We start from the raw sequence: 19917 nt of genomic DNA, 5'->3' as shown, positions 1-19917 counted from the left end.
CTGCCGGCAGGGCCGGGTCAGCTGCAGGCGGCTCCGTTCAGGGTGAAGGCGGTCGGGACGGGGTTGCTGCCGGAGTAGGTGCCCTGGAAGCCGAAGGCTGCGCTCGCACCGGGGGCGAGGGTGCCGTTCCAGCCGGCGTCCTTGGCGGTGACGGCGGCGCCGGTCTGGGTCACGGTGGCGTTCCAGGCGTTGGTGATCTTCTGATTGCCGGGGTACGTCCAGCCGAGGGTCCAGCCGGCGACCTGGGTGGTGCCGGTGTTCTTGACGGTCACGGTGGCGGTGAAGCCGGTGCCCCAGGCGTTCTCCACCTTGTAGGCGACGGTGCAGGCCGCGGTCGGCGGCGCGGTGTCGTCGTCGGCCTCGGTGGCGGTGAAGGCGGCGGCCTCCACGCCGGTGCCGCCGGCGGTGAAGGCGGCGGTGCCGCCCGCGGTGTCGGCGTCCTGGGCGGCGGCGACGGTGACCTGCTGCGCGGTGGACCAGTTGGCGGGCGTGAACACCAGCGAGGCGGCGGCGGTCAGGTCGGTGTCGCCGGAGGTGCGGGCGACGGTGACGGTGACGTTCTGCGCGGGTGCGGCCGAGAGGCGGACGGCAACGGCGGCGGTGCCGCCCTCGGGCACGGTGACCGATGCCGGGGCGACCTGCACGGCGGGCGTCACCGGCTGCGGGTCGCCCTTGCGCTCGGCGGCGAAGGCGGCCAGCCAGGCCAGCGGGGCGTTCCAGTTGATCGCGACCTCGTTGGTGGAGTACGAGCCGATGTCGTCGACGTAGCAGGCGGCGGGGGCGCAGCCGGTCAGCTTCTCGACGGCGACCGGGTCCTGCAGGCCGGAGTTGGGGCCGCCGGCGAAGGACCCGGCGGGCGGGTGCGGCAGCGAGGCGTCGTTCTGGTGGGCCCAGAAGCGGTGGTGCTGGTTCTCGGAGGCGTTCTCGCCGTAGCCGGTGACGTAGGAGCGGTCGAGCGCGTTGCGGCCGAGCAGGTAGTCCAGCGACTCCAGCGCTCCTGCGCGGTACCGCTGCTGGCCGGTGAGCTCGTACGCGACCGCCATCACCATCGCGTTGTTGGCGACGGCGCTGTTGGAGCCCCAGACGTAGCCGTCAGCGGCGATCGGGACGGCGTAGCCCTGGCCGGCCATGGTGGCGAGGTGGCCGTCGGCGGCGGCGGTCAGCCGGCCTCGGAGCCGGGCGAGGTCGTCGGCGGGCAGCGCGACACCGGGGACGGTCGCCAGGGTGATCCGGCCGAGTGTGGCGGTGCCGCCCCACCAGAAGGCGTCGGCGGGTGCGGCGTGCAGGGTCGAGGAGGTGACGGCGTCGCGGTACTGCGACTCGCCGGTGGTGGCGAGGAGTTCGGCGGCGGCCCAGTAGAACTCGTCGGAGACGTCCTTGTCGTCGTAGGCACCGCCGCCGGTGCTGTCGGTGCCGGGGGCCAGTACGTCGGGGTTGGCCCTGGCGGCCGTCCAGGCGCGGCGGGCGGCGTCGAGGCAGCGGGCGGCGAACGCGGCGTCGTACGGGGCGTAGACGCGGGCGCACTGGGCGGCGGTGGCAGCCAGGTTGAGCGTGGCGGCGGTGGACGGCTTGTGCAGTTCGCGCTGCTGGGAGTCGAGTTCGGGGCGGGTCGGCAGGCCGGTCCACTGGGCGTCGTGGATCTTGTGGAAGGCCATGCCGGCCATCGGCTTCCCGGTCGGCACCTGCATCCGCATCAGGAAGTCGAGCTCCCAGCGGGCCTCGTCGAGCACGTCGGGGACGCCGTTGCCGCGCTCGGGCACCTTCAGGGTGGAGTCGCCGAGGGCGGCGTCGGCGCCGGCCCGGCGGGCGCGCTCGAAGGAGTTGACCAGCTGCCAGGTGGCGATGCCGCCGTTGACCACGTACTTGCCCTGGTCGCCGGCGTCGTACCAGCCGCCGCGGACGTCCAGGCTGTAGTCGCAGACCCCGGTCTGGCAGGGCACCGAGGTGTCGCCCTTGTTGGGGGCGACGCCGAGGTGTCCGGCCGGGTGCGCGTAGGCGGCACCGGCCAGGGCGGCGTCGATCGCGATGCCGCTGCGCTGCTGGTAGAAGAAGGCCATCGAGTCGGAGCGCAGGCCGTCGTAGAGCGCCGCGGAGATGTCGAAGGGGTGGCTCGTGCGGCCGTCGACGACCAGGGTGTAGCCGGTGCCGGCGGTGCTGTACGCGGTGAAGTCGACCAGGTGGGTGGCGTCGCCGGACGCGGCGTCGGCGCCGTGCACCGTGGTGGTGCCGGAGGCGACGGCCGTCCCGGCGGCGTTGCGCAGCTGCCAGGCGAGCGGGGCGGTGGCCGAGCTGACGACGGTGGCCCGCTTGGGGCCGTCCGGGAGGTAGCCGAGCTGGTTGACCCGGACGGGCGTGTCGGCGGCTGCGGCGGCCGCCGGGACGGCTGTCGCGGGGGCGGCTGCGAGACCGGCGGCGGTCAGCGCGCCGGCGGCCAGGGCGAGCCCGGTCAGGGCGGCTGCCGCGCGGCGCGGCAGCCGGCGTGCGGCGGTGGCAGGAGGCACGGGTGGGGGCCTTCCTCGGCGGGGGCGGGGGTCGATGGGGCGCAGCAAATGAGTGGGAGCGCTCCCAGAGATATCAAGCCAGCACTGCCGGGAGCACGTCAAGAGGCATGCAGCGAAGGCGATTTCGATCTGACGCGAGGGAGCGTTCCCATTCCGGAACCGAGTAGACAGTGTCTACCCTTTCCCTGTAGACACTGTCTACATGAATGACGAGGACGCCGGGCTGCGGGCCCGGCTGGTCGAAACCGGTGTCGAGCTGCTGGCCCGCGAGGGGGTCCAGGCGCTGACCCTGCGGGAGATCGCCCGCCGGGCCGGGGTCTCGCACGGCGCGCCGCGCCGGTACTTTCCCACCCATCTGGAACTGCTGTCCGCGATCGCCCGGCGGGGCTTCGCCGCGCTGGGCGCCCGCACCGCCGCAGCCGTCGCCGACGGGCCGCAGGACCCGAGGGAGCGGCTCACCGCCCTCGGCCGGGCCTACCTCGAGTTCGCCCGCACCGAACGCGGAATGTTCGAGCTGATGTTCCGTCACGATCTGCTGGAGAGCAACCGGCTGGGCCTCCGGGAGACCAGCCTGCCGCTCTTCGAGGTGCTGGTGGACCTCGTCTCCCGGGCCCGCCCGCACGGCGGCACCGAACCCGCGGTCGCCGCCGCGGCGCTCTGGGCCAACCTGCACGGCATCGCCCAACTCTGGTCCTGGGGAAGCCTGCAGCTCGCCGCCGGCACGGAGGACGTCGAACCGCTGCTGCACGCCGCACTCGACGCCCACCTCGGCACGGTGCAGCCGTGAACCCCTCCCCGCGGCTCACCCTGGCCGCGAGCGTCACCGGCGCCGTTCTCGTCGCGCTGGACGGCACCGTGCTGACCGTCGCCCAACCCGCCCTGCAGCGTGACCTGCACGCCGACTTCGCCCAGGTGCAGTGGACCAGCACCGGCTACCTCATCGCCGTGGCGAGCCTGCTGGTCCTGGCCGGGCGGCTCGGCGACCGGTACGGCCACCGACAGGTGTTCGCCGTCGGCACGCTCGGCTTCGGCGCGGCCTCGGCCGGCATCGGGATCGCCCCCGGGATCGGCTGGGTGATCGCCCTGCGGATCCTCCAGGGCGTCTTCGGCGCCCTCCTGCAACCCGCCACCCTCGGCATGCTCCGCGCCGCCTGTCCGCCGGACCGGCTCGCCACCGCCGTCGCGATCCGGACCAGCGCCATCGGCGCCGCCGCAGCAGCCGGCCCGGTCGTCGGCGGAGCCCTGGTCACCGCCCTCGGCTGGCGGGCCGTGTTCGTCCTCAACGTCCTTCCCGCACTGGTGATCGGCGCCCTGGCCCTCGGCCGCCGTGACACGGCTCCCGCCCCCGCCCCGGGCGCATCCCCCGCACCCGTACGGCTCGACCCGGTCGGCGCGGCACTGCTCGGCACGGCCCTGGCCTGCCTGGTGCACACCCTGGTCACCCTGCCGGAGACCGGGTGGACGGCGTCCGCCGTCCTCGGCGCCCTCGCCGCCACGGCGGCCGGCGCCGCCTTCGTCCGGCACGAACGGCGCACCGCAAGCCCGTTGGTGCCGCCGGACCTGGTCGGGTCCCGGGCCGTGGCCGCCTCGCTCGGCGTCCTGGTCGCCGCCTCGGCGACCATGTTCGGCGCGCTCTTCCTCGCCAGTTGGTACCTGCAGGACGTCCTGGCGCTGGACCCGTTCTCGGCCGGCCTGCGCGGGCTGCCGCTGGCCGCCGCCATGGTGCTCGCCGCACCGCTCGCCCCCGTGCTGCTGAAGCGGTACGGGCCGCGGCGGACCACCGCCTCGGCCACCGCCCTGCTCACCGCCGGCGTCCTGGTGCTCTCGCGGCTGGACCGGACGGCCGGGGTGCTGTCCACCGGCGCCGGATTCCTGCTGATGGGAGCCGGGTTCGGCACGGTGATGGTCGCCGCGACGGCGGTGGTCGTCCGCCGGGCCGCCACCGCCCACGCCGGGGTGGCCGGCGGACTCCAGCAGACCGCCATGAACACCGGCCCCGCCCTCGGCGTGGCCACCGCCACCACCGCCCTCGCCCTCTTCGCCGGCACCCCGCACCCGGCCGGCCCCGCCCTGGAGAACGCCCTGGGCCCGTCCCTCACCCTCCTCGCCCTCGCCGGCACCGCAGGCACCGCCCTCGCCCTGGCCCTCCCCCACCGCACGGCCCCGGCCGACCCTGCCCCCGCACAGCCGGATCGCCGAAGGCGGTTGGGCACCTCGTAGGGCGCCGGGGCGGCCTCCGGCCTGGGGTTTCGCGGGCGCTGGGGTGTCGCGGACCGTCCGCACGATCGACACCGCCGGGAGCCAGTCGATGACCCGGATCCGCACGAGCGCCCTGTTCGCGGCGGGGCTCACCCTTGCGGTGGTCGTGGTCTACCTGGGTATCTCCTCCGACCCGGACGTGGAGTACGCCAACGACTACGCCGACCACTCTGCGCTGCAGGGGGCCGGGTACCCCTCCACGGGCACCCTGGAGGTGGTGCAGAAGGCGGTCTGGCGGATGGCCGACGGCGACGCCGGACGGCTGTCGGCCCTGGCCACCTCCGACGGCTCGAAGACCCAGGCGCTGACCAATGCCAGGATCTGGGTGGAGGCCTTCGGCAAGGGCGCGCAGGGCAGGGCCACCGCCGAGTTCGTGACTCCTCCCCCGGTTGAAGCCGAGGGCTTCTCGCTAGCCCGGGTGGGCCTCGCGACGGACCAGCCCGGCCCGTAGAACGTTGACGGCTCCCACCGTGTCGGCGTGCGCCCGGTGGCCACAGCCAACACAGTGGAAAGACTCCTGCGTGGGCCGGTTCTCCACGGCGGTGTGCCCACATTCCGGGCACCTTCGGGAGGTGTTGCGGGGGTCCACCGCCATCACTTCCCGTCCGGCGCATTCTGCCTTGGCGGTGAGGATCGCAAGGAACACCCCCCAACCGGCATCCGAGATCGAACGGTTGAGTCCGCCCTTGCTCGCGGCCCCGTTGGACAGGAAGCCACCCGGCCGCTCGGGGGCGGGCTTCGGTTCGGGCGACCGAAGCATGTTGCGGATCTTGAGGTCTTCGTGCGCGATGAAGTCGTGCTCACGCACCAGCGCGAACGCGGTCTTGTGCGCATGGTCCAGCCGTTGGCGGCGGACCTTCCGGTGTAGCCGGGCCACACTCTCCACGGCCTTACGGCGGCGTTTGCTGCCGCGCTTGCATCGAGACAGCACCTGCTGCGCCTTCTCCACCGCGGCGGCGGCCCTCCGGCCGTGGCGAGGATTCTCGACGAACGCGCCATTGGAGTCGGCGAGGAAGTTGGCAATGCCCATGTCGATGCCGACCGTGCTGCCCGTCGCCGCAAGCGGTTCGGGCTGGGCCTGGTCGGCGGTGAGGACGACGTACCAGCGGCGGCCTTCCCGCTTGATGCTGATCGTCTTGACCTTGCCGACCACGGGCCGGTGTTGGTGCACCTTGACATGGCCGACACCTTGGAGCCGGACGCGGGTGACGGGGTCGTGCGGGGTAGCATCCCAGCGGCAGCCGTCGCCGTCCTTCGGCCACTCCACCGTGTCGAACCGCGCGGATGACCGGAAACGCGGATAGCCGGGCTTCTCACCGGCCCTGACCCGGCGGAAGAAGCCGGCGAACGCTTTGTCGAGACGCCGCAGGGTGGCCTGCTGCGAGCTGAACGACCAGCGGGCCTGGTCCGGGTCGAACGCCCGGATCTCCTTCAACTGGCCGGACTGCTGCCCGTATCGGACGGTCGTCCTGGAGACGTGCCGCCAGGCGTCACGCCGCTCCTGGAGGGCGGCGTTGTAGAGCGTGCAGTGGTCTCGCAGCATCGCCGACAGCGCCTGTTCCTGGCCCGCGGTGGGCCTGATGAGGAACTTGTACGCACGGATCACCCGCCCACCCATCCAGGATCCAGTCCGGCAGGTTCACCCTACCCGGCGCCACCGACAACGAAGTTGCCTCCGCCGCTCCACGGCTCCGCACCGGGATGCGTTTCCCTCCCCTGTCCGGAGCCGGGGATACCCACGCAAAATCAAACGGATGGATCGGTCGGCGGCCGCCTCCTACAGTGACGGGGTTCCCACCACCCCGACCAGGAGCGGACCATGCGCGTGCACTACCCGCGGACCCCGCACCTGCCCTGGTCGCCGGGCGCCGCGGCGGACGACGTCCGGGCCGGCGACCTCTCCGGGCTGCACGGCCGGGAGGTCGTGGTCACCGAGAAGATGGACGGCGAGAACACCACGCTCTACGCCGACGGGCTGCACGCCCGCTCGCTGGACTCCGGGCACCACCCCTCGCGGGCGTGGGTGAAGGGTCTGCAGGGGCGGATCGGCCCGGCGATCCCGGCGGGCTGGCGGGTGTGCGGGGAGAACCTGTTCGCCCGGCACTCGATCGCCTACACCGGCCTGGACAGCTGGTTCTACGGCTTCTCGGTCTGGGACGCGGCCGACCGCTGCCTCGGCTGGGACGACACCGTCCGCTTCCTGCGGCGGCTGGGCGTCCCGGTGCCGCGGGTGCTGTGGCGCGGGGTCTTCGACGAACGGGCCGTGCGGGCGCTGCGCCTGGACACCGGGCGCGAGGAGGGCTACGTCGTCCGCACCGCCGAGGGCTTCCCCCGCGAGGAGTTCGGCCGACGGGTCGCCAAGTGGGTGCGGCCGCACCATGTGCAGACCGACACGCACTGGATGCACGCCGCCGTGGTGCCGAACGGGCTGGGCCCGGCCGCCCCGTTGTGGGCGGTGCGGTCGGGTGCGGAGGCCGACCTGCCCTCGCTGCTCGCGGCGACCGGTCCCGGTGAACGGGAGCCGGGAGAACCGGAGTCCGGAGAACGGGACCCCGAGGCGGCGGTGGCCGACGTCTCCGCCCGGCTCGACGTGCTGGGCCGGACGGGCGATGCCCGGCTGGCCGGGGTGCTGGCGGCCGCGCTGGCGGGCGGCAACCGGGGCCGGCTCGCCGCCGGGCTCGCCGGGCCGCTCGGCATGCCGCTGGCCCGCCGGGTCGCCGACCTGGTCGGTCTCCACCCGGCCCTGCAGCGCCCCTTCCCCGACGAGGACCGCCGGGCCGGCCTGGTCCGGATGGCACAGGTCGCGGACCTCGGGGTGCTGCACGCGGTCGCTGCCGCCGTGACGGCCGGCCGGGCGGACGCGGAGGCGGCCGGTGCCCGCGAGCAGGCCGAGTGGTCGGCGCTGCACGCCGAGGACGCCGGACTGCTCGGCGAGGCCCCGCTGGCCCCGCTGCGGTCGGGCCTGCGCGAGGCGCTCGCCGACCTCGGGCCGGACGCCGCGGACCGCTGCTGGGCCGAGGCCAGGGAGGCGTTCGCGCTCGGCCGGGTGAGCGGGGTCGAGGACGCCGTGGCGGCGTCCTGGCGGTGGCGGTCCGGCGGCTTCCCGCAGCTGGTGCAGCTGGTCGGCCCGTCCGGCAGCGGCAAGAGCGGCTTCGCGGCCCGGCTGCCCGGGGTGAGCGCCCGGATCTCGCTGGACGGGCTCCGCGAGGAGCGCGGCGACCGCGCCGACCAGCGGGCCAACGGCGACGTGCTGCGCGAGGGCCTGGACCGGCTGGACGCCGCGCTCGCCCGCGGCGGCACGGTGGTCTGGGACGCCACCTCGCTCAACCGGCAGCAGCGTTCGCTCGTCCAGGGCGTGGCGCAGCGCCGCGACGCCCTGGTCACCCAGGCGGTGCTGCTGGTCGGGGAGGGCGAGCTGGCCCGCCGCAACGAGGTCCGTCCGCACCCGGTGCCGCCGGGTGTGCTGGCGGCGCAGCTGCGGCGGTTCGGGCCGCCGTACCCGGGCGAGGCGCACCGCACCTGGTACGTGGGGGCGGCCGGCACCGTCGAGGACACGGCAGGGACGATCGGCGGGGAGGACGCCTGATGCGCACCAGCGAGGAGATCTACCACCGGGTCCGCTGGGACGCCCGGTTCGACCCGTCGCGGTTCGTGCTGGTCGTCCAGCAGCGCGGCGCCGACCCGAAGCGCGTCCCGCTGGACGGCTTCGCGCCGGGCGGGGACATCCCCTGGCACCGGGTGCTGTCCGTGGAGGCGGACGGCGAGACGGTGTGGGACCGCGCCGCCGGGGTGGACCGGCTGGACGGCACCGCCGCCGGCCGGGCCGGGGACGGGCGGCGGCTGCGTGCCCCGTTCTTCACCGCCCGCACCCCGCACGGCTGGGACGGCTCCGGCTGGGGGCCGATCGGGGAGGCGTCCGCGCCCTCGCCCGCCGCACGGCACGGCCGGGTGAAGGTGGTCACCTGGAACACCCTGTGGGACCGCTACGACGGCGAGCGGATCGACACCGCGCGCCGCCGCCCGCTGCTGCTGGCCGCGCTGGAGCGGGCGGACGCGGACGTCGTCGCCCTCCAGGAGGTCGAGCCGGCGCTCGTCGAGATGCTGCTGCGCGAGCCGTGGGTGCGGGCGGGGTGGACGTTCGGCACCGACCCGCGCGGGCGGGACGTCCCCGACTGCGGGCTGCTGCTGCTCAGCCGGCTGCCCGTGCTGGAGGCCGGGCGGCACCTGCTCGGCCCGCACAAGGCGCTCGCGGCGCTGGTGGTCGACACCGGCTCGGGCCCGCTCACGGTGGCCGCCACCCATCTGACCAGCGACCACACCGAGGGCGGCCCTGCCCGCCGGCAGGCCGAACTGGCCCGGATCGCCGAGGGGTCGGCCGGGGTCGAGGGCGATCTGGTGCTGGTCGGCGACTTCAACGACGGCCGGGGCGGCCCGGACGGCCCGGCCGCGGTCCTCGGGCTGCACGACGCCTGGTCCCAGGTGCACGGGCCGGACGACGACACCCCCACCTTCGACCCCGGCGCCAACCCGCTGGCCGCCGTCTCCTCGCTCTCCGGCCGGGCCTCCCGGCTGGACCGGGTGCTGCTGCGCCCGGGCGGGCCGCGGGCGGCCTCCGCCGTACTGCTCGGCGACCGCCCGACCGCGGACGGGCTCCGTCCGTCGGACCATTACGGTGTGGAGGTCGAACTGGGCCCCGGCGGGGCCGCACCCGAGGGCGTCTTCGACGTCCGCCCCACGGTGCGCACGGCCCTCGCCTGGCTGCCGCCGGACGGGCTGTGGCCGCCGATCCAGGCCGTCCGCGCCGAGCACGACCCACAGATCCACCGCTGGCCGCCGCACGTCAACGTGCTGTACGGCTTCGTCCCCGAGGCCGAGTTCGAGCGGGCCGCGCCGCTGCTCGCGGAGGCGGCCGCCGAGGTGGCGCCGTTCACCGCCCGGCTGGCGGGGGTGCGCAGCTTCCGGCACCGGCACGGCTCCACCGTGTGGCTGGACCCGGCGGCCGGCGACCCCAGCCGGTGGGCCGGACTCCACCGGGCGCTGCTGGAGCGCTTCCCGCTCTGCCGGGGCCGTTCCGAGGGCTTCACCCCGCACCTGAGCCTCGGCCGGACGGACGACCCGCGGGGGCTGGTCGCCGAGTGCACCGCACGGCTGCCCGAGGCCGCGGCCGAGATCGGGCGGTTGGTGCTGCTGTCCCGGCGCGGCGAGGAGCCGATGCGGCCGCGTGCCACCGTGGCGCTGGGCACCGGCGAGATCAGCTGGCTGCCGGAGGCCGCGCCGACGGCGGACGCCCCCGCACCGGACGCGCTCGCCGACCGGACGGCGCGGCGCATCGCCGGGGCGCTCGCCGAGGGTGTGGTGCACCTCGCCGGATCGCGGCGGACGGGCTGTGCGCTGCCCGGCGCCGACCTCGACCTGGTGGCCGCCCTGCCGGGCGACCCCGACCCGGCCGAGGTGCAGGCCCGGGTGGTGGCCGCGCTGCCGGAGGCCGTCCGGCTGCGGCGGGTGGTCGGGGCGCGGGTGCCCGGCCTGCGGTTCTCCGTCGACGGCCTGGACGTCGACCTGGTGATCGTCCCCACGGGGTCGCTGGACCCTGCGGAGGCGGTGGAGCACCGCGCCGAGCTCGGCGAGGCCGCGGCGCTCGCGCTGAGCGCCGTCTCCGACGCGGACGCGCTGCTCGTCTCGGTCGGCCCGCGGCGGGCGGCGTTCGCCGGGCTCGCCCGGGAGGTGAAGGCCTGGGCGAAGGCCCGCGGCCTGGACTCGGCGCCGTTCGGCGGTCTGCCGGGCCTGGCCTGGGCGGTGCTGGCCGCGCGGACGGTCACCGAGGCGCCCGGACTCGACGGCGAGGAGCTGCTGCGGCACTTCTTCGGCACCTGGGCCGCCTGGGACTGGCGCGAGCCGGTCGGCCCGCCCGCCGGTCCGGCCCTGCCGGCCGGGCCGGTGACGGTCGCCACCCCGACGGCCCCCGTCCGTTCCTGCACCGCCCAGGTCACCGCCGGCGGACGGGAGTTGCTCGGCCAGGAGCTCTACCGGGCCTGGGAGGTCCTGGAGGCCGCGGCCGCCGACGGCCGGGACGCACGGCCCGAGCTGTCGGCCCCGCCGCCGCTGCACCGGCGGCACGCGGCCTGGGCCGTGGTGGACGTGCAGCCCGCCCGCGCCGCGGGGTTCGAGGACGTGCTCGGCCTCGTCCGCGGCCGGATGCGCTCCCTGCTCGCCGCCCTCGACGAGGCCGGTGCCGCCGAGGCGCACGCCTGGCCGCGCCCCTTCGCCACCGGCCCCGCCACGGCCCGTTTCGCCGTCGGCCTCGGCCGCACTCCGGTCGACGCCGACACCCTCGCCGCCCTCGCCGACCGCTGGACCCGCGGCCTGCCGGGCGTGGACGTCACCTGGACGGAGGGCGGCGGGGTGCCGACGCTGACGTAGGATGCCGGGCGGCCGTCCCAAGGGGTGCGTGGGCCGCCGTGCAGATCACGGCTCGGCGGTGCCACGGCGTTCCGTCAGTCGCACAGGGCTGCCGCTTGCGCCTTCACCAGCCCCAGGCTCCGTGGGACGCTCGGCTCGCCCTTCAGGTCGGCCCCGAGATCGAAGACATTGACGGCGAGGACCAGTTGCCGCTCACCGTCGACGGTGGTGAGCGAAACGCTGGTGAATCCGGGTCCGCCGCCGTCGGTCGCCCAGACACCGACCGACTTGGCGTCCGGACCCGAGCCGCACGACAGGTCCACGCGCTGCACGCCGAGGCCGTACGCCGTCGGCATCTCGGGGAACTGCACCGTGGTCAGGAGTTCGCGCTGCTGGGCGGGGCGCAGCAGCTTTCCGGTGAACAGGGCCCGGTGGAAGCGGGCCAGGTCGTCGACCGTGGAGATCATGGCGCCGGCGGTCCAGTCGTACGACGGGCTGAACCGGGTCACGTCCTGTCCCTGGAGGTCGTAACCGTGCAGATGGGGGCCGCGAATGGTCGGGTCGGTCAGCGGGAAGGAGGTGTCCTTCAGGCCGAGCGGGGCGAGAATCCGTCGACGGATCTCGGCGGGCGCGCTGTGGCGCGTGACCGCCTCGATCACCAGACCGGCGAGCAGGTAGTTGGTGTTGGAGTACTCCCAGCGGTCGCCGGGCGCGAAGACCGGCTCGTGCCGGACGGCTCGGGCGATCACCTGCCGCGGGGTGTAGACGTAGTCCCGGTCGTGGCGCTCCAGGTAGGGGGCGAAGAACTCCGCCTCGGTGGTGGGGTCGTAGATGCCCGAGGTGTGGTTGAGCAGCTGTCGGACGGTGACGGCCCGGCCGTCGTTGCCGTGTCCCTGGACCACGCCGGGCAGCCACTTCTCCACGCTGTCGTCCAACGAGAGCCGCCCTTCGCCCTCCAACTGCAGAAGGACCGTCGACACGAACGACTTGGTGTTGCTGGCGATCCGGAACCGCTGGTGCGGCCGGGCCCGCTCGCCGTTCGCCGTGTCCGCGAGCCCGGCCGCCGTCCGCGACTCCCGCTCTCCGCGCCTGGCGTACGCCACGACTCCCGGGAATCCGTCCGCGACCGCCTGCTCGATGCCCTCCGTGAGGCCGGCGGGCGGCGGTGCCGGGACCCGCTCCGCAACGGCCGTCGCCGGGAGGAACCCCGACACCGCCACCACGCACATTCCCACCCACAGTGCTGCGGCCCCCGCACGCGCCCTCATCGATCTCCCCCGTTTCCGGTGTACGTCCCGTTCGTGCCCAGCGTGCCGGACCGTCGCACCGGTCGCCCATCCTGCTGGCACCCGGGTCGGTACGGCGGTTTTCCCCACCCCTCGACCGTCCCCGGCCGCCCGCATGCACGGCGCGAGGCGCTCGGACGGCGGGCCCTGAATGGCCGTCAGCGGGCGGTCCGGCCCATGGCGTCGAGCTGCAGTTGCCGGGCGTCCAGCGCCTCGGCGAGCACCTGCGGACGGTAGGGGTCGGCGGCGTCCATGGCCTCGGCGGCGGCGATGGCCTCGTCGAGCAGGGCGAGGCAGGCGTCCGGGAGGTGCCCGGTCCGCTCCGCGAGGTCCACGAGCGCGGTGGAGAGCTTAGGCAGGTGGACGGCCGGGCTGTCCGCGGCCAGCAGCCGGTGCGCGGTCACCCGCTGCAGTGCGGTCAGTTCGCCCGTGCCGAGCAGCAGCACCCGGGCCCGCAGGATCGCATCCTGGTTCATTTCGTTCCCCCTTCGTTCCGCCACCCCCGGCTTCGGTCCGACCCGCCGTCAGGGCAGCACGGCGGACGCGCCGGTGCCTCCGCAGGGGAGCCCGGGCGCGTGGGAAGGGGTGGGTCCGTCGAGTGTGCGGGGTGCGCACCGTCCCGGACAAGATCGGTCCGGCGTGCTCTCGGTCCTACCGCCGGACCCCTCCGAACGGGCATGATGGACCTGACACTCTCCCGGCTGCCCCTTCGTGCGGCACCCGGCGCCCCCACCAGCGGCACTGACTGTTCGTCAGACCGGTGCTCCGCGCATCCTTGACGCGGGCACGACGGGGTTGCTTCGCTGTCCTGGCTCACTCAACACCGCCCCCACGCGGAAGCCGACGAGCGTCAACTTGCCGTGGCCGACGGGTGGCGGGCGCACTCCGTACACCCAGCCGTGGAGGACCGTTGAGCACCATCAGCACCCTGAGAGTCGGCGCGGTCGGCGCCGTCCTCGCCCTGGTTCTGGGGGCCGCCGCACAGACCGCGAGCGCCCGCACCGGGGCCCCGCCGCAGCAGCCCCGCGCCCACTCCGCCGTCCAGGCCGTCGAGGAGGAGACCGCGCGGGCGGTCGCCGCCTCGCTCGGCGACTCCGTCTGGCGGGACGGCCTGCGGGCCGCCGCCCGCGGCGGCGCCGAGGTCGACCTGTCGGCGCTCACCGCGCACGCGTCCGCCGACGCGGGCCGCAGGCTCGCCGCCCCGGTCGCCGAGGGCAACTCCCGCATCCTGGCCGCCAAGGGCCTGGACGCCGCCACCAGCCCGCTGCTGCGCCTGCGGCTCGGCGACGCCTCGATGCGCCCGGCACTGGACGCCGGCGCCGTCCCGTGGGTCGCGGCCGCACCGGCGAGCGACCGGGCCACCACCCTCACCGCCTACGACAGCCGCGGCCGGGCGCACACCCTGGACGCCACGCAGGTGCCCCGGCAGCCGGTCTACCTGGTCGACATCGACGTCAGCCGGGCGCTGGCCGGCGGCGCCGAGGTCCTCCGCCGCGCGCTGGGCAGCACCGGGGTGAAGCCGCAGGCCGCCGCCGCGGACGGCTGGTGGGGCACGAAGATCGACGCGATCGAGGTGTCCGACGACGAGGAGCCGTGGTTCAAGGGCGGCGCCGAGATGTACGCCCTGGTCACCGGCTTCGGCCTGGACGGCAAGGTGCGGGTCGACCCGGTCGACATGCCGTACCTGGACTACGACGGGACGGTCTACCGCCCCAACCAGATCCTGGTGAACTGGTCGAACTACAAGTACAACCTCGCCGACGTGGTGCTGATGGAGGAGGACGGCAGCACCAACTACCAGGCGCTGGCGAAGGCCATCGCGGCCGTCCTGCTCACCATCACCGACCAGGGCGCGTACATCCCGCTGGTGAACGCCGTCCTGGACGCCATCCCCACCGAGTGGTGGACGGACGACCCGGACTACGTGGACTCCTGGTACACCCTCGCCAGGACCTCCTCGGGCCGGCTGGACGGCGCCCGCGGCAACGGCTGGATGAACGTCTCCCCGTACTGGGTGTCCGCCTTCTGATCCTTCCCGGATCGGCAGCAATTCCCGTGGAAATGTGGACAGATCGGATAGATTGCTCCACAGAACACCCGGCCGCCCCGCCGTGCGAGCGGCGGGGCGGCCGGGCCCACGACGAGGCACGAGGGAGTGCTGCTCTGATGGCCCAGCAGGTACGGGGTGTGATCGCACGGTCCAAGGGTGCGCCGGTGGAGGTGGTCACCGTCGTGGTGCCCGACCCGGGGCCCGGCGAGGCGGTGGTGAAGGTCCAGGCGTGCGGGGTGTGCCACACCGACCTGCACTACCGGGAGGGCGGCATCAACGACGAGTTCCCCTTCCTGCTCGGCCACGAGGCCGCGGGTGTGGTGGAGTCCGTCGGCGAGGGCGTCACCGAGGTCGCGCCGGGCGACTTCGTGATCCTCAACTGGCGTGCGGTGTGCGGCAACTGCCGGGCCTGTCGGCGCGGCCGGCCCTGGTACTGCTTCGCCACCCACAACGCGAAGCAGAAGATGACCCTCACCGACGGCACCGAGCTCTCCCCCGCGCTCGGCATCGGCGCCTTCGCCGAGAAGACCCTGGTCGCGGCCGGGCAGTGCACCAAGGTCGACCCGGCCGCCTCCCCCGCCGCCGCGGGCCTGCTCGGCTGCGGCGTGATGGCCGGCCTCGGCGCCGCCGTCAACACCGGCGCGGTCGGCCGCGGGGACTCGGTCGCGGTGATCGGCTGCGGCGGGGTCGGCAATGCGGCCGTGCTCGGCGCCCGGCTGGCCGGCGCGGCCCGGATCATCGCCGTCGACCTGGACGCGCGCAAGCTGGCCAAGGCCAGGGATCTCGGCGCCACCCACACCGTCGACTCCTCCGGCACCGACCCGGTCGAGGCGATCCGCGAACTCACCGGCGGCCACGGCGCGGACGTGGTCATCGACGCGGTCGGCCGCCCGGAGACGTACCGGCAGGCGTTCTACGCCCGCGACCTGGCGGGCACCGTCGTCCTGGTCGGCGTGCCCACCCCCGAGATGAAGCTGGAGCTCCCGTTGCTGGACGTCTTCGGCCGCGGCGGCGCCCTCAAGTCCTCCTGGTACGGCGACTGCCTGCCCGACCGGGACTTCCCGATGCTGATCGACCTCTATCTGCAGGGCCGCCTCGACCTCGACGCCTTCGTCAGCGAGACCATCCCGCTGGACGGCGTCGAGCAGGCCTTCGAGCGGATGCACAAGGGCGAGGTGCTGCGATCGGTGGTGCTGTTCTGATGGCCGCCCGCATCGAACACCTGGTCACCTCCGGCGAGTTCACCCTGGACGGCGGCACCTGGCAGGTCGACAACAACGTCTGGCTGATCGGCGACGACGAGGAGGTCCTGGTCGTCGACCCGGCCCACGACCCCGCGGCCATCGCCGCCGCGGTCGGCGGCCGCCGCCTGCTCGCGATCGTCTGCACCCACGGGCACAACGACCACATCAACGCCGCCCCCGAACTCGCCGCCCGCACCGGAGCACCCGTCCTGCTCCACCCCGAGGACGCGGTGCTCTGGCAGCAGACCCACCCGGGCGTCAAGCCGGACGCCGACCTGGCGGACGGGGAGACCCTCACCGTCGCCGGCACGGAACTGACCGTGCTGCACACCCCCGGCCACAGCCCCGGCGCCGTGTGCCTCCACGCACCCGGGCTCGGCACGGTGTTCAGCGGCGACACCCTCTTCGCGGGCGGCCCCGGCGCCACCGGCCGCTCCTTCTCCGACTTCCCGACCATCGTCCGCTCGATCCGCGAGCGCCTCCTCACCCTCCCCCCGGAGACCGTGGTCCGCACCGGCCACGGCGACCCCACCACCATCGGCACCGAGGCCCCGCACCTCGACGAATGGATCGCCCGCGGCCACTAGGGCCTTCCGGGCACGCGAAACGGGAGGTGCCGCGGTGGTCCGCCGCGGTACCTCCCGTGCCTACGTCGGGGCGGCCGTGGTCACGCCGTTCCCCCGTGCGGCGCCGTCCGGATCACGTGCGGCGCCGCCCGGAGCGAGCCTGCCGCAGGTGCGGCCCCGACCGGAATCCGGGGCCGGGATTCCACGGATACGCAATCAATCCGCGGGGGCCGTCCTGGGCACTGCGGTGAGCTGCTGGCGGGAGCGCGCGCCGGTCTTCTGCATGGCCCTGGCCACGTGCTGTTCGACGGTGCGCGGGGACAGGTGGAGGGCGGCCGCGATCTCCCGGTTGGTCATCCCTGCGGCGGCGAGCTGCGCGACCTCGTCCTCGCGGGGCGACAGCAGGTCGCCGTAGCCGGGACGGCCGGGGCCGCGCCGTTCCTCGGGCGGCCGGTGGCCGCGCAGGTCGGCCCGCGTCCGGGCGGCGTCCCAGGTGGCGCCGAGCGACTCGAAGCGTGCCGCGCAGCCGGTGAGCGCCGCGACCGCGGACTCGGTGCCCTGGCCGCCGCCGGCGAGGGTGCAGCGGGCGGCGGCGGCCGCGGTGAGGGCCGCGTGGTACGGGCGGGGCAGTGCCTCGTAGGCGGCGGAGCTGCGTTCGTACGCGGTGCGGGCGGTGCGCAGGTCGCCGGTGGCCTCGGCGAGGGCGGCCTCGGTCCAGAGCAGGGCGGCGTCGGCGGAGGGGGCGTCACGCCCGTCCAGTCCGGCGGCGAACTCGGCAACCATCTCGCGGGCGGCGGGGACGGCTCCGGCCCGGGCGGTGGCCTCGACGGCCCAGGGGGCGAGTTCGGCGGCCCAGGCCCAGACGCCCTTGGCGCGCAGCCGGGCCCAGGCGAGGGCGGCCTCGGCGGCCGCGGCGGGCACGTCCTCGCGGGCGAGGGCGAGGCGGATCAGTGCGCCGGAGGCGGCGGCGGAGAGCGGGACGGGCCCGTGGTCGCGGTCGGGGGCGTCCGGGCCGGAGAGGTACTCCTCGGTCTCGGCCCAGGCGCCGCGGGCGAGGGCCAGCAGGCCGAGGACGAGCCGGGCGTCGGAGGCGATGAAGGGCATGTCGCCGGCCTCGGCGACCAGGGCGCCGGCCCGGCCGGCGAGTCCGGCCCAGCGGCCGGTGGCCCAGTCGAGGACGAGGGTGCAGCCCCGGCCGGTCTGCTCCGCGTAGGAGGCGCCGCTGCGGGCGGCCAGCGCGACGCCCTCGCCGAGCAGGCTGCGGGAGCGGTCGTAGTGGCCGATCCAGACGGCCGCGTCGGCGGCGTTGCACAGACCGCGGGCGGCCTGCTGCCGGACGGCGACGGGTTCGCCGTCCCGGGGCAGCGCGTCGACGAGCGGCCAGGCGCCGGGGTCGCCGATGTTGAGCAGCACGCTGACCCGGTTGGCGGCGACCGCGGCCCGGACGACCGGGTCGCCGATCTGCTCGGAGACGTCGAGGGCCCGTTCGATCCAGGCGACGTTCTCGGCGAGCGGGGCGCCCGGCCAGTACGGCATGGAGAGGGCGGACATCGCCCGGGCCAGGAGGACGGGCTGTTCCTGGAGTTCGCCGACGGAGCGCTCGAGTTCGACCTGTCCGTCGATGCAGCGGCCCATCTGGTTGCAGAGCAGCAGCCCGAGGTCGAGCCGGATCTCGCCGCGCAGGGAGGGCGCGATGCCGTCGTCGGCGACGATGTGCTGGAGCACCTCGAGCGTCCGGTCGGAGCGCAGGCCCATGACGGCGGAGCGGGCGAGCAGGGCGACCAGGCGGGAGCGGGCGTGCTCGGGCACCGGCCCGGTGGCGAGTGCGGACTCCAGCAGGGCGACGGCGCGTTCGAGGTCGCCGGTGTCGGCGTGGCGCTGGGCGGCGCGTTCGACGGCGTGCAGCCAGCCGCGCACCCGGCCGCCCACCCGGCGGTGGCCGGCCACCCGCTCCCAGGGCACGGGCTGCCGGCGGACGAGCAGCGCGGCGGCGCGGGTGTGCAGGTCCTCGCGGAGCGGCCCGGTGAGTGCGGCTCGGACGGCGGCGGCGGCGAGCGGCACCCGGAAGCCGTACCGGCCGTCGCCGTGGTCGTGCAGGGCGGCGGCCGCCAGGGCGGCCTGCAGGGCGGTGCGGCCGGCTTCGGGGGCGAGGCCGGCGACCTCGGCGAGGTCGGCGGCGGTGGCGGGTTCGTCGAGGACGGCGGCGGCGTGGACGACCGGGCGGTGCCGCGGCGGCAGGGCCGCGGTGCGGCGCAGCGCCAGGGCGCCGAGCCGGGGCGGGGGTGCGAGGTCGGCGGGGAGCGGGGCGCGGCGGTCGGCGAGCGGCGCGAGCAGGTCGGCGACGACCTGGGCGATGCCGCCGGTGGCCCGGTGCAGCCGTTCGGCGGCCCCGGGCGGGCAGCGGTCGGGCCCCAGTGCGGCGACGGCCGCCCGCCGGACGTCCTCGACGCCCAGCGGTCCGAGCACGTGCCGCAGGACGGTGAGCCCGGCCGGGTACTCGGTGGCGGCGCCGAGCGGGAGGCCCGGCTCGGGGAGTTCCTCGGGCCGGAGGCTGAGTATGCAGGCGAGGCGGGGCGGCGGTGCGGCGAGCAGGGTGCGCAGTGCGGCGAGGTCGTCGGGGGCTGCGCGGTGGACGTCCTCGACGACGAGCAGGACGGGGCCGTCCTGGCCGGCGGCGGCGGACGGGTCGGTGCGGGCGGGTTCCGGGAGGCGGTCGGTGAGCCTGGCGAGGAGCCGGCTCTTCCCGGTGCCGGCCTCCCCCTCGACGAGCAGCAGGACGGGCCCGCCGCCCGGCCCTGCGGACCAGGCCCGTTCCAGTGCGCGCCGCAGGCCCGTCTCGTTCAGTTCGTCCACACCGTCCACCCCGCTGCTGTTCACTGCCCGGTCCGGCTTTCTTTGCGTATCCGTACTTCAGTCTCCACTGATTGCCGCCATCGTGGTGGGCGGGCAGCGTGGTCGGGGTCAAGTCCTCGCGGCCCGTGGGTCGGCGGGGGCCGCCGCCGATGCCGCCGCCGTGCAGGCAGGAGCCCCGCGTGAGGAACTCGACCTCTCCCAGACCCGTTGCCGTGCCGCCCGTGCGCACGGATCCGCCGCCCCGGTCCGGACGCCGTCTGGCGGCGGCGGTGACGCTGCCCGCCGTCCCGGAGTCGGTGCCGCAACTGCGGCGGACGGCGCGGTCCCTGGTGCGCAGCCGCCGGCTCTCCCCGGACGTGGCCGAGGCGCTGTCGGTGATCGTGACCGAGCTGGCCACCAATGTGGTGCTGCACAGCGGCAGCCCGGACGTGTCGGTGCTGTTCGAGGTCTGCGACACGGCGCTGACGGTGCGGGTGCGGGACACCGGGCGCTGGCTCGAGCGGCCCACCCCGCGGTGCGAGCCGGCCGACGTGGATGCGGCGTTCGGGCGCGGGCTGGATCTGGTCGACGCGTTCGCGGTGGACACCACGGTGCTGCGGACGGCCGGCGGGACGCTGGTGGAGGCCGTGATCGCGCTGTAGGACGCGCCCCGGCGGGCGGGGGGGGGGGGGGGGGCGGCCCCCCGCGCGGGGGGCGCGCGGCGGGGCGCGCCGCCCCGGGGGGCCGCCCCGGCGGGGCGGGGGGGTGGAGGGAAATGAA

13 protein-coding genes and 1 pseudogene are annotated in these 19917 nt (G+C 75.5%); 9 read left to right on the top strand and 5 right to left on the bottom strand.

Annotation, left to right across the window (positions count from 1 at the left end; translation table 11 throughout):
- Positions 1 to 17: 17 nt before the first annotated feature.
- Positions 18 to 2501, bottom strand: coding sequence for a glycoside hydrolase family 9 protein (locus AB0M03_RS34255; RefSeq protein WP_363499188.1), 2484 nt, complete (start codon positions 2499 to 2501; stop codon positions 18 to 20).
- 202 nt (positions 2502 to 2703) lie between these two features.
- On the opposite strand from AB0M03_RS34255, the gene AB0M03_RS34250 reads away from it, so the two are divergent.
- From AB0M03_RS34250 to AB0M03_RS34240, 3 genes and pseudogenes are all read left to right on the top strand, one after another.
- Positions 2704 to 3288, top strand: coding sequence for a TetR/AcrR family transcriptional regulator (locus AB0M03_RS34250; RefSeq protein ID WP_363499185.1), 585 nt, complete (start codon positions 2704 to 2706; stop codon positions 3286 to 3288).
- Positions 3285 to 4813 (top strand): annotated as a pseudogene (locus AB0M03_RS34245) (MFS transporter). The gene AB0M03_RS34250 and the pseudogene AB0M03_RS34245 overlap by 4 nt, the downstream one beginning before the upstream one ends.
- On the top strand, positions 4810 to 5211 hold the full coding sequence (locus AB0M03_RS34240; protein WP_363499182.1) for a hypothetical protein: 402 nt from the start codon (positions 4810 to 4812) through the stop codon (positions 5209 to 5211). Before AB0M03_RS34245 ends, AB0M03_RS34240 begins: the two are co-directional and overlap by 4 nt.
- Here the strand turns inward: AB0M03_RS34240 and AB0M03_RS34235 are convergent.
- Positions 5170 to 6366, bottom strand: a complete 1197-nt coding sequence (locus AB0M03_RS34235) for a transposase (RefSeq protein WP_363499179.1) — start codon at positions 6364 to 6366, stop codon at positions 5170 to 5172. The genes AB0M03_RS34240 and AB0M03_RS34235 overlap by 42 nt on opposite strands.
- Before the next feature lie 213 nt (positions 6367 to 6579).
- On the opposite strand from AB0M03_RS34235, the gene AB0M03_RS34230 reads away from it, so the two are divergent.
- Both AB0M03_RS34230 and AB0M03_RS34225 read left to right on the top strand, forming a co-directional pair.
- Positions 6580 to 8346, top strand: coding sequence for an RNA ligase family protein (locus AB0M03_RS34230; RefSeq protein WP_363499176.1), 1767 nt, complete (start codon positions 6580 to 6582; stop codon positions 8344 to 8346).
- Positions 8346 to 11180: a poly(A) polymerase gene (locus AB0M03_RS34225; protein WP_363499173.1), complete on the top strand. Its 2835-nt coding sequence runs from the start codon at positions 8346 to 8348 to the stop codon at positions 11178 to 11180. Before AB0M03_RS34230 ends, AB0M03_RS34225 begins: the two co-directional genes overlap by 1 nt.
- Before the next feature lie 74 nt (positions 11181 to 11254).
- Here the strand turns inward: AB0M03_RS34225 and AB0M03_RS34220 are convergent, their stop codons facing one another.
- Positions 11255 to 12427, bottom strand: a complete 1173-nt coding sequence (locus tag AB0M03_RS34220; RefSeq protein WP_363499170.1) for a serine hydrolase domain-containing protein — start codon at positions 12425 to 12427, stop codon at positions 11255 to 11257.
- Between the two features lie 176 nt (positions 12428 to 12603).
- Positions 12604 to 12921, bottom strand: coding sequence for a hypothetical protein (locus AB0M03_RS34215; RefSeq protein ID WP_363499167.1), 318 nt, complete (start codon positions 12919 to 12921; stop codon positions 12604 to 12606).
- 434 nt (positions 12922 to 13355) lie between these two features.
- On the opposite strand from AB0M03_RS34215, the gene AB0M03_RS34210 reads away from it, so the two are divergent.
- The 3 genes from AB0M03_RS34210 to AB0M03_RS34200 all read left to right on the top strand — a co-directional run bounded on the left by AB0M03_RS34210 (position 13356) and on the right by AB0M03_RS34200 (position 16326).
- Entirely contained in the window at positions 13356 to 14474 is a 1119-nt protein-coding gene (locus AB0M03_RS34210) for a DUF3103 family protein (RefSeq protein ID WP_363499164.1), read from the top strand.
- A gap of 137 nt (positions 14475 to 14611) precedes the next feature.
- Positions 14612 to 15697 carry an S-(hydroxymethyl)mycothiol dehydrogenase gene (locus AB0M03_RS34205; RefSeq protein ID WP_363499161.1) on the top strand — a complete coding sequence of 362 codons (1086 nt, stop codon included), beginning with the start codon at positions 14612 to 14614 and terminating at the stop codon, positions 15695 to 15697.
- Positions 15697 to 16326: an MBL fold metallo-hydrolase gene (locus AB0M03_RS34200; protein WP_363499158.1), complete on the top strand. Its 630-nt coding sequence runs from the start codon at positions 15697 to 15699 to the stop codon at positions 16324 to 16326. The genes AB0M03_RS34205 and AB0M03_RS34200 overlap by 1 nt, the downstream gene beginning before the upstream one ends.
- 195 nt (positions 16327 to 16521) lie before the next feature.
- Here AB0M03_RS34200 and AB0M03_RS34195 read toward each other — a convergent pair whose 3' ends face one another.
- On the bottom strand, positions 16522 to 19158 hold the full coding sequence (locus AB0M03_RS34195) for a helix-turn-helix transcriptional regulator (RefSeq protein ID WP_363499155.1): 2637 nt from the start codon (positions 19156 to 19158) through the stop codon (positions 16522 to 16524).
- Between the two features lie 221 nt (positions 19159 to 19379).
- Here AB0M03_RS34195 and AB0M03_RS34190 point away from each other — a divergent pair, with 221 nt between their 5' ends.
- Positions 19380 to 19799, top strand: a complete 420-nt coding sequence (locus tag AB0M03_RS34190) for an ATP-binding protein (protein ID WP_363499152.1) — start codon at positions 19380 to 19382, stop codon at positions 19797 to 19799.
- Positions 19800 to 19917 lie beyond the last annotated feature (118 nt).

Source organism: Kitasatospora sp. NPDC051914 (genome assembly GCF_040680995.1).
Lineage (GTDB): Bacteria > Actinomycetota > Actinomycetes > Streptomycetales > Streptomycetaceae > Kitasatospora.
The sequence above is the reverse complement of the archived record's forward strand: the minus strand, read 5'-3'. Positions and strand labels throughout refer to the sequence as shown.

Bases quoted from the DNA above. Each gene is read 5' to 3' on its own strand.
- AB0M03_RS34225 (WP_363499173.1), top strand. From the start codon at position 8,346: ATGCGCACCAGCGAGGAGATCTACCACCGGGTCCGCTGGGACGCCCGG.
- AB0M03_RS34220 (WP_363499170.1), bottom strand. From the start codon at position 12,427: ATGAGGGCGCGTGCGGGGGCCGCAGCACTGTGGGTGGGAATGTGCGTG.
- AB0M03_RS34240 (WP_363499182.1), top strand. From the start codon at position 4,810: ATGACCCGGATCCGCACGAGCGCCCTGTTCGCGGCGGGGCTCACCCTT.
- AB0M03_RS34215 (WP_363499167.1), bottom strand. From the start codon at position 12,921: ATGAACCAGGATGCGATCCTGCGGGCCCGGGTGCTGCTGCTCGGCACG.
- AB0M03_RS34205 (WP_363499161.1), top strand. From the start codon at position 14,612: ATGGCCCAGCAGGTACGGGGTGTGATCGCACGGTCCAAGGGTGCGCCG.
- AB0M03_RS34250 (WP_363499185.1), top strand. From the start codon at position 2,704: ATGAATGACGAGGACGCCGGGCTGCGGGCCCGGCTGGTCGAAACCGGT.
- AB0M03_RS34230 (WP_363499176.1), top strand. From the start codon at position 6,580: ATGCGCGTGCACTACCCGCGGACCCCGCACCTGCCCTGGTCGCCGGGC.
- AB0M03_RS34200 (WP_363499158.1), top strand. From the start codon at position 15,697: ATGGCCGCCCGCATCGAACACCTGGTCACCTCCGGCGAGTTCACCCTG.